Below are 14694 nucleotides of genomic sequence, written 5' to 3' on the forward strand. Positions count from 1 at the left end.
CCGATGTCGCAAGCCAGAATCATCGACGGCAAGGCCTTCGCGGCCCAGCTGCGCGAGCAGGTCGCCGCCGAGGTCGCCGCTCTGAAGACCGAGCATGGCCTGACCCCGGGTCTCGCCGTGGTGCTGGTCGGCGAGGATCCGGCCAGCCAGGTCTATGTGCGCAGCAAGGGCGAGCAGACCACCGCCGCCGGCATGCATTCGGAAACCCACCGCCTGCCGGCCGAAACCACCCAGGCCGAGCTGCTGTCGCTGGTCGACCGCCTGAACGACGACCCGGCCATCCACGGCATCCTCGTGCAGTTCCCCGTGCCCGACCACATGAGCCAGATGGCGGTGGTGGCGGCGATCTCGCCCGACAAGGACGTCGATGGCCTGACCGTGACCAACGCCGGGCGCCTGGCCAGCGGCCTGCCGGCCCTGACCGCCTGCACGCCTGCCGGCTGCATGGTGCTGCTCAAGGACGTGGTCGGCGATCTGCGCGGCAAGCGGGCGGTGGTGATCGGCCGCTCCAACCTGATGGGCAAGCCGATGGCCCAGCTGTTGCTGGCCGCCGACTGCACCGTCACCATCGCCCACTCGCGTACGGCCGACCTGCCGGCGGTCTGCCGCGAAGCCGACATCCTGGTGGCCGCCGTGGGCCGTCCCCAGATGGTCAAGGCCGACTGGATCAAGCCGGGCGCCACGGTCATCGACGTGGGCATCAACCGCATCCCCAAGGAAGACGGCAAGACCCGCCTGGTCGGCGACGTCGACTTCGAGGGCGCGAAGGAAGTCGCCGGCGCCATCACCCCGGTGCCGGGCGGGGTGGGGCCGATGACCATCGCCATGCTGCTGGCCAACACCGTCAGCGCCGCCAAGCGGCTGAACGGCATCGCGGAATAGGGTGGTCCATCCAGGGCTTCTCAGCCCGATGATGTTTGATCACACGTCGCGAAAGTAGTCGCGCAAGCGCGTATAGGCTTCCAGCACGAGGGGACGATCCCGCTTTAGCGACGCAATGTAGGGTGAGCACTTGTCGTAGTAAAAGCTCATGTTTCCCTTCAGGTTTTTCTCGATTAGCTCGAGGTCGAGGTCGCCGCGTTCGACACCGGCCGATATGAACTCGAAGTAGTTCAGGATGTAGCGAAGGGATTGGACCGGATCGTGATCCTTGGGATCGGTCGAACTGACCAGGCGATCGATTTCGGCCTTGGTTACCTGCGGGAAGGGGCCGTCGCCGAATGCGACATTGAACGTCTTCAGATGGTTGACGAAAGCGGGCTGGGCGAACCTGGTCGCCACGATATTGATGGTGTGCTGCACGCGCGCGTTTCGATGGGCCACCCAGCCGGCGACGCCCCAGCCAATGGCGGCTACCGCGATCGCCGCGACCGTGGCCGTCGCGGCGAACAGGGGATAGGTGTCGGAGTCTTCCAGGTCGGCCTTGCCGAGCAAGGCGGCGGCAGCGGCGGCGCAGCCCAGCGCGATGACAACGACCAACAGCGGAACCGGGGTGAACGGACTCGAAATCCGCAGTTTGCTATATGACGAGAACTGGGAGGTTTGGCGTATCGCTCTTTGCTCGGCCACGCTGGCCGCGCGCCGGAACCTCTCTTCCTCGACTTGCGTGAGTTGGAACGGCGCGAGCGAGACGCTGTCTCCCCCGCTGTGGATCGCTCGGAGAATGTCGCGGCGGATTTGAGGGGATCGGAAGACCAAAGCCTTGCGCCATATAGCAAAACAGCCCCTTTCGGGGCTGTTGAATCTCAAGAGGATTCGATGCGATTAACCGCCGGGGATATCTTCAGCACGCATTGGAATCTCCATCCGTTGGCCTGAATATAGGAGTGACATATTGGCTGCGTCAAGGTTGAGCTTGGCCTTGGGGCGCCTCTGATCTTGTATAAACAATGCCCGTTGAAGGCCCGCGTTCCGCGCCGTCGGCTCCGATCAGGCCGCCAGATATTCGGCCACGCGGCCTTCCAGCTCGGCGGCCAGCACCTTGCCGACCGGGTGGGTGTCGACCTTGATGTCGTCGCGCACGCAGGCCTTGATGGCGTCGATGTGGGCGTCGACCAGGAACATCGGCGCCGACAGGCGGGTGGCCGGGTCGTCGATCAGCCGGCACAGCGAGGCGGCCAGGCGCGTGATCAGCGGGAATTCGTAGGTGGCGCCCAGGCCCTTCAGGTCGTGGGCGCGCAGATAGAGCCGTTCCACCGTCTCGGCGTTCAGGCCCTGGGCGCGGACGTCCTGACGGGCGGCCTCCAGCTTGACGATCTCGTCGTTGAGCCACTGGGCGAAGTTGCCCGAGAGGCTCTTGAGCGCGGCTTCGGCCTTGGCGATCGCCGCCATGTCGATACCGCCTCGACCGCCAACCTTGAGCTTGAGCATGTTAGGCACCTGAATAACTTCCGCGGCGGACTTGCTGGTCACGGACGCTTCCCCCTAGGCAATGGTCTGAAATGTAGGATCAAAGGCGTTAAGATTAGATGAGACGCCCATTTCTACCCTGACCACAGCCCGGGCATTGCCCTGGCCACTCGTCCCCCGACCCCTTAGGCCGAGAACTGCTCCGTCAGTACCCGCTCCTCGAGGCTTCGACCGGCGTCGAAGAGCATGGAGAGGCTGGCGCTGCTGTCCTCGGCGATGTGAACCTCGACGACGTCGCGGACCTCGAAATTGTCGGCCACGGCGCTTACGGGTCTTTTATCGCATTCCAGGACCTCGAACGTCACCCTCGCGGTCTGCGGCAAAAGCGCGCCACGCCAGCGGCGGGGGCGGAACGCGCTGATCGGCGTCAGGGCCAGGACCTGGGCGCCGATGGGAATGATCGGCCCGTGGGCCGACAGGTTGTAGGCGGTCGAGCCGGCCGGGGTGGCCAGCAAGGCGCCGTCGCAGATCAGCTCGCCCATCCGCACCTTGCCGTCGATGCTGATGCGCAGCTTGGCCGTTTGGCGGGTCTGGCGCAGCAGCGACACCTCGTTCATGGCCAGGGCCCGGTGCTGCTTGCGGTTGGAGTCGATGGCGACCATCACCAGCGGCCGGATCACCGCGCGCTCGGCGGCGTTGATCCGCTCCAGCAGGTCGTCTTCGCTGTACTCGTTCATCAGGAAGCCGACCGAGCCGCGGTTCATGCCGTAGATCGGCGTGCCGTTGGCGATGGTCTCGTGCAGGGTCTCCAGCATGAAGCCGTCGCCGCCCAGGGCGACGATCACTTGCGCGGACTCGTCGCCGACGTCGCCGTAGCGGGCCGCCAGGCGGTCGCGCGCCTCCTGGGCCTCGGGGCGGTCACTGGCCTTGAAGGTCAGGCGAGTCACGAACGGCTGGGGCTGGAACATGCCGCCAAGTGGCTGGATCGGCGCGGTCTTGTCAAACGGGAGAAAGCCGTGCGGAGCTAGGCCCTGTCAGGCCGCGCTGACCGCTTGGCGGAAGGCCATGGCCGCGATGTCCGGGGCGAACGGGCCGAAGGCGCCGCTGGCCTTGCGGGCGGCTTCCGCGCCGCCGCCGGGACGGCCGCCGTTCAGCTCGCGCACCAGGGTCAGGATGGTGGGGAAGACGCTGCGGTCGATGCCCACGGCCGAGCAGGCCAGGGCCAGCAGCTCGGGGCGGTTGCTGTCGATCGCCCGCCGCACCTGGCGCACGTCGAACTTGCCCAGGCGGGCCAGGGCGAACAGGAACAGCGGCAGGCGGCGCTCGCGCAGCACCCGCAGCAGATAGCCGGGACGCAGCTGGCCGGCGGCGTCCAGCTTCTCGACCAGGGCCGCCTCCATCTCCTCGCGGTCCTCGTCGCTGACCAGGCTGAGCTTCTGCACTCGGGCGGTGACCGTGCCTGAGTGGGCGTCGCGCAGGGAGGCCTCGACGGCCTGCGCCATGCGGGCGGAGTCCAACTGGAAGCGAGCGGTCAGGGCGTCGCGTAGGGCGCGGCCGACCCACAGGTAAAGTTGCTCGGCCAGGTCGCCCGACAGGTTGGGGTGGCGGGCCAGGGGCGAGCGCAGGGCGACCACTTCGCGGGCCTTGTCGACCAGGCGGCGCAGGGCTTCGGGGGTGAGCTGGGCGGTGGGGTTGGAGGCGAGAGCCGTCAGCACGGCCGACTCGTCCTTGGCCAGGATCGCCTCGACCACGGCCGGCGACAGGTGTGGGCGGCGGGCGATCTCGATCTGGTGTTCCAGGGTGGCCTGGACCAGCAGGCGGATCAGGTCGTGGTCCTGCAGGATCGGGCTGCGGGCGATGATCGGCCGGGCGATCTCGATCTCGTCCAGGGCCAGGATGTTGATCAGGGCCGGCGGCGCCCATTCGGCGTCGGCCAGGCGCTGGGCCAGGCGGGCGCGGATGTCGCGCTCGGCCTCGACCACCAGGGTCATGAAGATGGAGTCGAGCAGGATCTGGATTTCGGGGGCCGCCGGGCGGCCCGCCGCCTGGCCGGCGTCGCACAGGTCGACGATGCCCGAAAGCAGGCGTTCGCGATCGTCCGGCTCGCGGCTGCGGGCCAGGGCGAGAAGCTGCGCGGTCTGGGCGGACTGGTTCACCAGTCTCCTCGAAATCAAAGCTTAACCAAGACGACCTTGGCCGCCCCAGATGAAAACATGCTTAAACAGGTGAAGCCATGGAACGATGAGATAAGCGGCGCGATGTCGCAGGAAAAGATCGTCACGAAGTCGCAGGGAGACGAACCACGCATGGGCCAACCGCTGATCCTCGCGCTCGACCAAGGCACCACCAGCACCCGGGCCATCCTGTTCCAGGCCGACGGCAAGCCGGTGTCGGACGCGGGAAGGCCGCTGCGTCAGAGCTATCCGCGCGACGGCTGGGTGGAGCACGACGCCGAGGAGATCTACGCCGCCTGCGTGGGCGTGCTGCGCGACGCGGTCGAGAAGAGCGACCGCGACGCGGGCGACATCGCCGCCCTGGGGATCACCAACCAGCGCGAGACGGTGGTGGTGTGGGACAAGGCCACGGGCCGTCCGATCCATCCGGCCATCGTCTGGCAGGACCGCCGCACGGCCGACGTTTGCGACCGCCTGCGGAACGAAGGCCACGAGCCGGTCGTCACCGCCGCCACGGGCCTGCTGCTGGATCCCTATTTCTCGGGCACCAAGATCGCCTGGATCCTGGACAAGGTCCCCGGCGCGCGGCGGCGGGCCGAGGCGGGCGAGCTGCTCTGCGGCACCATCGACAGCTGGGTGATCTGGCGGCTGACCGGCAAGAAGGCCCATGTCACCGACGCCACCAACGCCTCGCGCACCCTGCTGTTCGACATCGAAAAGCAGGACTGGTCGGACGAGATGCTGGCGCTGCTGAACGTGCCGCGCGGCCTCTTGCCGGCGGTGCTGGACTGCGCGGCCGACTATGGCGAGATCACGCCCGACATCCTGGGTCGCCCCTTGCCGATCCGCGGCGTGGCCGGCGACCAGCAGGCGGCGCTGATGGGGCAGGGCTGCATCCGGCCCGGCGAGATGAAGGTCACCTACGGCACCGGTGGCTTCATGCTGGTCAATACCGGCGAGGACCGCCCCCGCTCGGCCTCGCGCCTGCTGACCACGGTGGCGGCGCGGATCGGGGGCAAGACGACCTACGCCCTGGAAGGCTCGATCTTCGTGGCCGGCGCGGCGATCCAGTGGCTGAACGAGGGGCTGGGCGTCACCGGCGGACCGCGCGGGGCCGAGGCCCTGGCGCGCTCGGCGCGGGCCGGTCACGGCGTGGTGGTGGTCCCGGCCTTCACCGGCCTGGGCGCGCCCTGGTGGGACGCCGAGGCGCGGGGCGCGATCTTCGGCCTGACGCGCGATGCGGGCCTGGCCGAGATCGCCGAGGCCACCTTCGACAGCTGCGTGTTCCAGGGGCGCGACCTGATCGAGGCCATGCGGGCCGACGCCCCCTCGGCCTTCGACGAGGCCGAGCTGCGTATCGACGGCGGTATGGCCAAGAGCGCCTGGTTCAGCCAGCGCCTGGCCGACCTGACCGGCATTCCCGTGCACCGCGCCAGCTACCAGGAGACCACGGCCCTGGGCGCGGCCCTGTTCGCCGGGGTGGGAGCGGGGGTCTACGCCTCGGTCGAGGACGCCGTGGCGGCGCGGCCCGAGGCCGAGCTGCTGACGCCGGGCGTGAACGTCAACACACGCGAAGAGGCCTATGCGCGCTGGCTGGACGCGCTGCCGAGAGTGCGCTCCTAGGCGCGCCATGACCTATCCGACCGTCGGCCAGATTCGCCGCCTCTCGCCCGAGCTCGACGCCGTCGTCGGGCCGGACGCCGAAATCCAGCAGCTGGCCGACGGCTTCGTCTGGTCCGAGGGACCGGTGTGGGTGCCTGACGGTCAGTACTTGGTCTTTTCGGACGTGCCCGGCAACGTCATGTACCGGTGGAGCGAGACCGACGGCATCTCGGAATTCCTGAACCCCTCGGGCTATGCTGGCCCGCCCACCGATGCCTTCGCCGAGCCCGGCTCGAACGGCATGGCCCTGGATGCCGCTGGCGACCTGCTGGTCTGCGACCACGGCAACCGCGCCCTGGCCAAGGTGGACCTGAAGACCCGCGCCAAGACCATTCTGCTCGACCGCTACGAGGGCAAGCGGTTCAACAGCCCCAACGACCTGGCGGTGTCGAAGACCGGCGCGATCTACTTCACCGACCCCACCTACGGCCTGAAGGGCCGCAACGCCTCGCCGCTGCGCGAGCTGGACTTCAACGGCGTCTGGCGGTTGCGGCCCGACGGCGGGCTGGACCTGATCGACCGCGACCTGACCTATCCGAACGGCATCGCCTTCTCACCGGACGAGCGGCGGCTCTACGTCTCGGTCTCCGATCCCAAGGGGCCGGTGCTGATGGTCTACGACCTGGACGCCGGCGGCCTGCCGACCTCCAAGGCCGTCTTCTTCGACGCCATGTCGCTGAAGGACGCCGGCGGTCCGGGCCTGCCGGACGGCATGTGCCTGGACACCGAAGGCTGCCTCTACGCCACCGGCCCGGGCGGGGTGCTGGTGATCACGCCGGAAGGCGAGCTGATCGGGGTGATCGAGACCGGCGCGGCCGTCGCCAACTGCGCGTTCGGCGAGGACGGCTCGACGCTGTTTCTGACCTCGCACAGCAAGCTGGCGCGGGTGCGGCTGAAGACGACCGGGCTGGTGTGGTGAGGTGTGAAACGGTGTCATCCCGGACAAGCGCGTAGCGCGCCGATCCGGGACCGCCCCGAAGTGCTGAGCTCAGGCGTCGGTCCCGGGTCTTCGCTTCGCTACGCCCGGGATGACAATCGTCTTTTCGCTGCTAGGGATTGGCGTCCAGATACGCCTTCACCCGCGCGAACAGCTCTTCGAACATCGGCGTGGTCAGCCGCCCGGTGTTCGTGTTCAGCCGCGAGCAGTGATAGCTGTTGAACACCCGGTAGGGACCGGCCTGGAACTCGGTGCCATGGCCCGGCAGGCCCGCCGAGGCCTTCAGGCCCAGGGCCTTGAGCAGGTTGCGGCGCGAGACGTCGCCCAGGGTGACGATGGCCTTCAGGTTCGGGAACATCTCCAGCCGCGCGGTCAGGAACGGCCTGCAGTTGTTCTCTTCCGAGGTTTCCGGCTTGTTGCCGGGCGGGGCGCAGCGCACGGCGTTGGTCACCGCGCTGCCGATAAGCTTCAGGCTGTCGTCGGGCCGGGCCTCGAACCGGCCGGTGGCGAAGCCGTACTTGATCAGGGTGTCGTAGAGCAGGGTCCCCGCATAGTCGCCGGTGAACGGCCGGCCGGTGCGGTTGGCGCCCTTTCGGCCGGGGGCCAGGCCCACGACCAGCAACCGCGCCGCGTGGTCGCCGAACGACGGGGCGGGGCCGTTGAACCACTCGGGATAGAGATCCTGGTTCTCGCGGCGATAGGCCACCAGGCGCGGGCACAGCGGGCAGTCGCGCGGCGGCTCGGCGGGCGAGGGCACCACCTCGCCGACGATGTTGGAGTGCTGGCCCATGCTCAGTCCTCGTCGTCCACGTCTTGGGCCGGACCGCGCACCGGATCGGTGACGAAGCGGGGCAGGGGATTGCCGCGCGCCGGGCGGCCGATGATGTTGCCGAGGTCGGCCAGGTCCACGAAGTTGTCGGCCTGGCGGCGCAGGTCGTCGCTGGTCATGGGCGGTTGGCTCTTCATGGTCGAGACCACGGTGACCCGGCGGCCCTTGCGCTGCACGGCCTCGACCAGGGCGCGGAAGTCGCCGTCGCCCGAGAACAGCACCAGGTGATCGACCGTGGCGGCCATCTCCATCATGTCGACGGCGATTTCGATGTCCATGTCGCCGCGCCAGCGCTTGCGGCCCTGGCTGTCGGTGAACTCGCGGGCCGGCTTGGTCACCAGGGTGAAGCCGTTGTAGTCGAGCCAGTCGACCAGCGGCCGGATCGGGGAATATTCCTCGTTCTCGGCGATGGCGGTGTAGTAGTAGGCGCGCACCAGCACCCCGCGCTTGCGGAACTCGTCCAGCAGCTTGCGGTAGTCGATGTCGAAGCCCAGGGCCTTGGCGGCCGAAAAGAAATTGGCCCCGTCGATGAACAGCGCCAGGCGCTCGGTCGGGTAGAAGGTCACTTGGTCTGAAATCCTTGAAAAATCAGTGCGATCAAAATGGATTGGAGGGGGCGACGGTGATCGCCCTGGGCTGCAGCCTGCCCGGACAATACCCGAGTCGCGAGGCCTTGCTCGAGGCCGCGATCCAGGCCCTGGCCTCGGAGGGGCTGGCGGCGGTCGCGCGGTCGGCCTGGTGGACCTCGGCGGCCTGGCCCGATCCGACCGCGCCGGCCTATCTGAACGGCGTCGTCCTGGTCGAGACCGGGGTGTCCGCCGGCGCCCTGCTGGCGACCCTGCACCGCATCGAGGCCCGCTTCGGCCGCGTCCGCGCCGAGCCCAACGCGCCCCGCACCCTGGACCTGGACCTGATCGCCCATGGCCGGACGGTGCTGGACGGGGCGGTGGTCGTGCCTCACCCCAGGGCCCACGAGCGGCTGTTCGTCATGGGACCGCTGGCGCAGATCGCGCCGGGATGGCGCCATCCCGTCAGCGGCCGGACGGCGGCGGAGTTGGCGGCGAACGCGACGGTGGGAACAGACGCGAAGTCGGTGACTTAGCCCGGCACATTGCCAAACTTTAATTCGCTCCCCGACGAAGGCGGCTCGATAGTCCGGCCAAACGTCGCGCCGGCCCTGGAAGCCGCGCCTTTGGGACCCCCTTCATGACCCTGACCCGTTCGCTGCTCGCCTGCGCCGCCGCCTGCGCGCTGCTGTCTTCCGCCCCCGCTTTCGCCGCCGACCTCAAGAGCGGCGTCGACAAGTCGGCCTTCGATACGGCGATCAAGCCGGGCGACGACTTCTGGACCTACGCCAACGGCACGGCGATCAAGGCCAATCCGATCCCGGCCGACCGCAGCAGCTACGGCGTCGGCGAGATCCTGATCGAGAAGACCGCCAAGCGCACCGTCGACCTGATCCAGGGCGCGGCCAAGGACGGCAAGTCGGCCGACGCCAAGAAGGTGGGCGACTACTACGCCAGCTACATGGACGAGGCGGCCATCGAGAAGGCCGGCATCGCGCCGCTGAAGCCGGGCCTGGCGCGGATCGCGGCGATCAAGACCCAGGGCGACCTGGCCAAGGTGCTGGGCGGCAATGTCCGCGCCGACGTCGACGCCCTGAACGCCACCGACTTCTACACCGACAACGTGTTGGGCCTGTGGGCCTCGCCGGCCTTCGACGACACCAGCAAGTACGCGCCGTACCTGCTGCAGGGCGGCCTGGGCATGCCCGACCGCGAGTACTACCTGTCGGACAAGCCGGCCATGAAGACGGTCCGGGCCAGGTACCAGGAGCACATCGCCAAGGTGCTGACCCTGGGCGGCGTCGCCGACGCCGAGGCCAAGGCCGCGAAGATCATGGCCCTGGAGACCAGGATCGCCCAGGCCTCGGCCAGCCGCGCCGACAGCGCCGACGTCCAGAAGGCCAACAACAGCTGGACCCAGGCCGACTTCGCGGCCAAGGCCCCGGGCCTGGACTGGAAGGCCTTCTTCGCCGCCGCCGGCCTGGGAGACCAGCCGCGCTTCATCGTCTGGCATCCGACCATGGTGACGGGCCTGGGCAAGGCCGTGGCCGAGGAGAGCGTCGACACCTGGAAGGACTACCTGACCTTCCACTACCTGAACCACTATTCGAACCTGCTGCCCAAGGCGTTCGTGGACGAGCGCTTTGCCTTCTACGGCAAGGCCCTGTCGGGCACGCCGCAGCTGGCGGACCGCTGGAAGCGCGGCGTCAACTCGACCAACGCCGTGCTGGGCGAGGTGGTCGGCAAGCTCTATGTCGAGCAGTACTTCCCGGCCCAGTCCAAGGCCGAGATCACGGCCATGGTCGACAACATGAAGGCCGCCTTCGTCAAGCGCATCGACGGCCTGGACTGGATGGCCCCGGAGACCAAGGCCGAAGCCCGCCGCAAGGTCGAGGTGCTGAAGGTCGGCGTCGGCTATCCCGACAAGTGGCGAGACTACACCGCGCTTGAGATCGTGCGGGGCGACCCGGTCGGCAACGTCCAGCGCTCGGAGAAGTTCGAGACCGCCTACTGGATCGGCCAGCTGGGCAAGCCGGTGGATCGCGGCCAGTGGGTGATGACGCCCCAGACCGTCAACGCCGTGAACCTGCCGATGCTGAACGGCCTGAACTTCCCGGCCGCCATCCTGCAGGCCCCGTACTTCGACGCCGAAGCCGATGCGGCGGCCAATTACGGCGGCACGGGCGGCACGATCGGTCACGAGATCAGCCACAGCTTCGACGACCAGGGCGCCCAGTTCGACAGCCAGGGCCACCTGCGCAACTGGTGGACCCCCGCCGACCTGGAGCACTTCCAGAAGGCCGGCGCGGCCCTGGCCGACCAGTTCGACGGCTACAAGCCGTTCCCCGACCTGGCCGTGAACGGCAAGCAGACCCTCAGCGAGAACATCGCCGATGTCGCGGGCCTGGCCGCGGCCCTGGACGCCTATCACGCCTCGCTGGGCGGCAAGCCGGCCCCGGTGATCGACGGCCTGACCGGCGACCAGCGGTTCTTCCTGGCCTACGCCCAGTCCTGGCGCGGCTACAGCCGTCCGGAGGCCGAGCGCCAGCAACTGGTCACCGACGGCCACGCGCCGGATCAGTACCGCGCCGACACCGTGCGCAACCTCGACGCCTGGTACGCGGCCTTCGACATCAAGCCGGGCGACGCCCTGTACCTGCCGCCGGAAAAGCGCGTGAAGGTCTGGTAGGGCAGGGGTCTTCCGTCCCGGGCCGAGCGCCCGGGACGCCACCCTTCCGCGAGAACCGCCGATGGCCGCCATCGAAGTCGATCCCGACCACGTCCACGAGTTCGTCGACGCCGACGCCTTCCGCGCCTGGCTGTCGCGTCATCACGACAAGCAGGACGAGGTCTGGATCAAGATCCACAAGGTCGGCTCGGGCCTGCCCTCGATCACCGCCAAGCAGGCCATCGACGTGGTGCTGTGCTGGGGCTGGATCGACGCGGTGCGCAAGGGCTTCGACGACAAGAGCTTCCTGCAGCGCTACACGCCGCGCGGCCGCAAGAGCATCTGGAGCCAGATCAACGTCGACAACGTCGCCCGTCTGATCGCCGAAGAGCGCATGACCCAGCACGGCCTGCGCGAGGTGGAAGCCGCCAAGGCGGATGGCCGCTGGGACAAGGCCTATGGCAGCGGCAAGGGGATGAAGATCCCCGACGACCTGCAGGCCGCGATCGACGCCAATCCCAAGGCCAAGGCGATGCTGGGCAGGCTGACCGAGCAGAACCGCTTCGCCCTGGCCTTTCGTACTCACAACATGAAGACCGAGGCGGGGCGGAAGAAGAAGATCGAGACCTTCGTGGCCATGCTGGAGCGCGGCGAGACGATCTATCCGCAGAAGGCGCGCTAGGAACGGCGATGCTTGCGCATGGAAGTCTGGACTTCTCCGGTCAAACCCGGCATAAGCGCCCCCTCGCGAAAGCCGGGACTCTACCGATGCGGCGTTGTGTAACGCCGCCCGAGGTCCTATTTTGCGATAACCAAGGCTCATAGCCCGAGGAATTCATGGCCCGCGTCACCGTCGAAGATTGCGTCGAGAAGGTTCCCAACCGCTTCGCTCTGGTCCTGCTGTCGGCCCATCGGGCCCGCGGCATCTCGGCCGGCGCCGCCCTGCTCGTCGATCGCGACAACGACAAGAACCCCGTCGTCGCCCTGCGCGAGATCGCCGACGACGTGGTCGATCACGAGGGCCTCAAGGAACAGCTGATCACCACGCTGCAGCGCGTGGACGAGCACACCGAAGCCGAGGAAGAGGCCGAAACCCTCGCCCTGCTGGCCGATCCCACCCACATGCAGATGAGCGAACTGGAACTGGTCCGCGCCCTGCAGAGCGACCGCGACGGCGGTCAGGAGGAGCGGTACTGAGCCCCGACGGCGCAGACCCTCTGATCCTCGAAGCGGCGCCCGCCGCCGCTCCGTCCGAACGCGCGCCCGATGTCTCATCGGGCGCGTCGTCGTCTGTGGCCCCGGCCGCCGACCCGCCTCCGGCGCCCAAGCCGCGCCAGAAGTTCCTCCGCCAATACGAGCTGATCGAGCGCGTTCACGCCTATGATCCGACGGCGGACGAGGCCCTGCTGAACCGGGCCTATGTCTACGCCATGCGCATGCACGGCTCGCAGACTCGGGCCAGCGGGGATCCCTACTACGCCCACCCCATCGAGGTGGCCGGCATCCTGACCGAGTACCGGCTGGACACCGCCACCATCGTCACGGCGCTGCTGCACGACGTGATCGAGGACACCCCGGTCACCAAGGAAGAGATCGCCAAGCTGTTCGGCGACGAGATCGGCGAGCTGGTCGAAGGCGTCACCAAGCTGTCCAAGCTGGAACTGCAGGCCGAGCACGCCCGCCAGGCCGAGAACCTGCGCAAGTTCATCCTGGCCATCTCCAAGGACGTCCGCGTCCTGCTGGTCAAGCTGGCCGACCGTCTGCACAACATGCGGACGCTGCACTTCATCAAGAACCAGGCGAAACGCGAGCGCATCGCCCGCGAGACGCGCGACATCTACGCGCCCCTGGCCCGCAACATCGGCTGCCATAGGATCTGCACAGAGCTGGAAGAGCTGTCGTTCGAGCACACCAATCCGGTGGCCCGCAACGCGATCATCCGGCGGCTGGATATCCTGCGCGCCGAGCAGGGCGGGGCGGTGCAGCTCGTCAGCCAGGAAATCTCCGCGCGCCTGGAGACCGCCGGCCTGCCGGCCCGCGTCTTCGGCCGCGAGAAATCGCCGTATTCGATCTGGCGCAAGCTGCAGCGCAAATCGATCGGCTTCTCCCAGATGTCCGACATCTACGCCTTCCGCGTGATCGTCGACAGCGAGGAGGACTGCTACCGGGCGCTCGGCGTGGTGCATCGCGCCTGGTCCAGCGTGCCCGACCGCTTCAAGGACTTCATCTCGACGCCGAAGCGCAACAACTACCGCTCGCTGCACACCACGGTGGTGGGGCCGCGCGGCATGCGCATCGAGATGCAGATCCGCACCGAGGCCATGGACCGGGTCAACGAAGAGGGCGTGGCCGCCCACTTCCGCTACAAGGACGCCTCGTACGGCCTGGACCTGGAAGGCATGGAGGCCGCCGGCGGCCGCGACCCGCTGGCCAACCTGCGCCAGCTGGTCCAGGTGCTGGAGCACGGCGGCGACAGCGAGGAGCTGGTCGAGCACGCCAAGCTCGAGATGTTCCTGGACCAGGTGTTCGTCTTCACTCCCAAGGGCAAGCTGGTCAGCCTGCCGCGCGGGGCCATGCCGCTGGACTTCGCCTACGCCGTCCACACCAGCGTCGGCGACACCTGCATCGGGGTGAAGATCAACGGCGAGTTGAAGCCGCTGCGGACTCTGCTCAACAACGGCGACGTGGTCGAGGTGGTGCGCGGCTCCAAGCCCGTGGTGCCGCCGGACTGGCGCTCGCTGACGGTGACGGGCCGCGCCCGGTCGGCCATCCGCCGCCACATCCGCCAGACCGAGAAGGAAGAGTTCCTGCGCCTGGGCCGGGCCTCGGTGGAGCAGGTGTTCGAGCGGGCCGGCAAGAAGCTGAAGGACGTGTCGCTGCGGCCGATCCTGGAGCGCTTCGCGCTCGACACCGAGGAGGCCCTGTTCGACGCCGTCGGTCGCGGCCGCGTGCTGCCGGGCCAGGTGCTGGAGACGGCCTTCCCGGGCATGAAGGACATCGACATGGCCGCCGCCACGGCCCGTCGCAAGATCGAGGGCGGCACGGCCGCGCGGCTCTATGTGCGCGGCGGCGGCCTGACCCCGGGCGTGTCGCTGCACTTCGCCCACTGCTGCAGCCCCGTGCCGGGCGACCGCATCGTCGGCATCCTGCGCGAAGACGGCGAGGGCCTGGACGTCCACACCATCGACTGCCCGAAACTGGCCGAGTACGAGGACCGCGAGGACCTCTGGCGCGACCTGAACTGGACCCCGGAAGCCGAGCGCGAGACGGTGTCGCTGGCCCGCCTGCACGCCACCATCGGCAATGCGCCGGGCGTGCTGGGCCAAGTCTGCACGATCATCGGCGAGGCGGGCGGCAACATCGTCAATCTGCGCATGCACCACCGCCAGAGCGACTTCTTCGACGTCGACATCGACGTCGAAGTCCGCGACGCCAAGCACCTGACCAACATCTCGGCGGCCCTGCGCACCTGCCCGACCGTCGAGACCGTGGACCGCACGCGGGGCTAG

The 14694-nt window shown here is 68.3% G+C and carries 14 protein-coding genes; 8 read left to right on the plus strand and 6 right to left on the minus strand.

Annotation, left to right across the window (positions count from 1 at the left end):
* The first annotated feature begins 3 nt into the window (after positions 1–3).
* The gene (folD, locus tag AC07OA_RS16325) at positions 4–882 is read left to right on the plus strand and encodes a bifunctional methylenetetrahydrofolate dehydrogenase/methenyltetrahydrofolate cyclohydrolase FolD (protein ID WP_494664862.1); all 879 of its coding nucleotides are present in this window, start codon (positions 4–6) and stop codon (positions 880–882) included.
* A gap of 39 nt (positions 883–921) precedes the next feature.
* Here folD and AC07OA_RS16330 read toward each other — a convergent pair whose 3' ends face one another.
* From AC07OA_RS16330 to AC07OA_RS16345, 4 genes are all read right to left on the minus strand, one after another.
* Complete coding sequence (locus tag AC07OA_RS16330; RefSeq protein ID WP_494664863.1) at positions 922–1749, minus strand: DUF4760 domain-containing protein; 828 nt, start codon at positions 1747–1749, stop codon at positions 922–924.
* Positions 1750–1929: 180 nt separating this feature from the next.
* Positions 1930–2412, minus strand: a complete 483-nt coding sequence (locus AC07OA_RS16335; protein WP_494664864.1) for an Hpt domain-containing protein — start codon at positions 2410–2412, stop codon at positions 1930–1932.
* A gap of 122 nt (positions 2413–2534) precedes the next feature.
* Positions 2535–3317: an NAD kinase gene (locus AC07OA_RS16340; RefSeq protein WP_494664865.1), complete on the minus strand. Its 783-nt coding sequence runs from the start codon at positions 3315–3317 to the stop codon at positions 2535–2537.
* 66 nt (positions 3318–3383) lie between these two features.
* Positions 3384–4505, minus strand: a complete 1122-nt coding sequence (locus AC07OA_RS16345) for a DUF2336 domain-containing protein (protein WP_494664866.1) — start codon at positions 4503–4505, stop codon at positions 3384–3386.
* 150 nt (positions 4506–4655) lie between these two features.
* On the opposite strand from AC07OA_RS16345, the gene glpK reads away from it, so the two are divergent.
* Together glpK and AC07OA_RS16355 are read left to right on the plus strand one after the other, a co-directional pair.
* Positions 4656–6146 carry a glycerol kinase GlpK gene (gene glpK / locus AC07OA_RS16350; RefSeq protein WP_494664867.1) on the plus strand — a complete coding sequence of 497 codons (1491 nt, stop codon included), beginning with the start codon at positions 4656–4658 and terminating at the stop codon, positions 6144–6146.
* Between the two features lie 7 nt (positions 6147–6153).
* Positions 6154–7104 carry an SMP-30/gluconolactonase/LRE family protein gene (locus AC07OA_RS16355; RefSeq protein ID WP_494664868.1) on the plus strand — a complete coding sequence of 317 codons (951 nt, stop codon included), beginning with the start codon at positions 6154–6156 and terminating at the stop codon, positions 7102–7104.
* A gap of 130 nt (positions 7105–7234) precedes the next feature.
* Here the strand turns inward: AC07OA_RS16355 and AC07OA_RS16360 are convergent, their stop codons facing one another.
* Positions 7235–7912, minus strand: a complete 678-nt coding sequence (locus tag AC07OA_RS16360; RefSeq protein WP_494664869.1) for a uracil-DNA glycosylase — start codon at positions 7910–7912, stop codon at positions 7235–7237.
* 2 nt (positions 7913–7914) lie between these two features.
* Positions 7915–8517 carry a LabA-like NYN domain-containing protein gene (locus tag AC07OA_RS16365; protein WP_494664870.1) on the minus strand — a complete coding sequence of 201 codons (603 nt, stop codon included), beginning with the start codon at positions 8515–8517 and terminating at the stop codon, positions 7915–7917.
* A gap of 56 nt (positions 8518–8573) precedes the next feature.
* Here AC07OA_RS16365 and folK point away from each other — a divergent pair, with 56 nt between their 5' ends.
* From folK to AC07OA_RS16390, 5 genes are all read left to right on the plus strand, one after another.
* Positions 8574–9053: a 2-amino-4-hydroxy-6-hydroxymethyldihydropteridine diphosphokinase gene (gene folK / locus AC07OA_RS16370; protein WP_494664871.1), complete on the plus strand. Its 480-nt coding sequence runs from the start codon at positions 8574–8576 to the stop codon at positions 9051–9053.
* Positions 9054–9157: 104 nt separating this feature from the next.
* Positions 9158–11206 carry a M13 family metallopeptidase gene (locus AC07OA_RS16375; protein ID WP_494664872.1) on the plus strand — a complete coding sequence of 683 codons (2049 nt, stop codon included), beginning with the start codon at positions 9158–9160 and terminating at the stop codon, positions 11204–11206.
* Positions 11207–11267: 61 nt separating this feature from the next.
* Positions 11268–11867: a YdeI/OmpD-associated family protein gene (locus AC07OA_RS16380; RefSeq protein WP_494664873.1), complete on the plus strand. Its 600-nt coding sequence runs from the start codon at positions 11268–11270 to the stop codon at positions 11865–11867.
* Between the two features lie 155 nt (positions 11868–12022).
* A complete protein-coding gene (gene rpoZ / locus AC07OA_RS16385; RefSeq protein ID WP_494664874.1) occupies positions 12023–12382 on the plus strand; it encodes a DNA-directed RNA polymerase subunit omega in 360 nt (119 codons plus the stop codon).
* Positions 12383–12477: 95 nt separating this feature from the next.
* On the plus strand, positions 12478–14694 hold the full coding sequence (locus AC07OA_RS16390; RefSeq protein WP_494664875.1) for a RelA/SpoT family protein: 2217 nt from the start codon (positions 12478–12480) through the stop codon (positions 14692–14694).

The organism is Caulobacter sp. GW821-FHT09B08 (genome assembly GCF_059418225.1).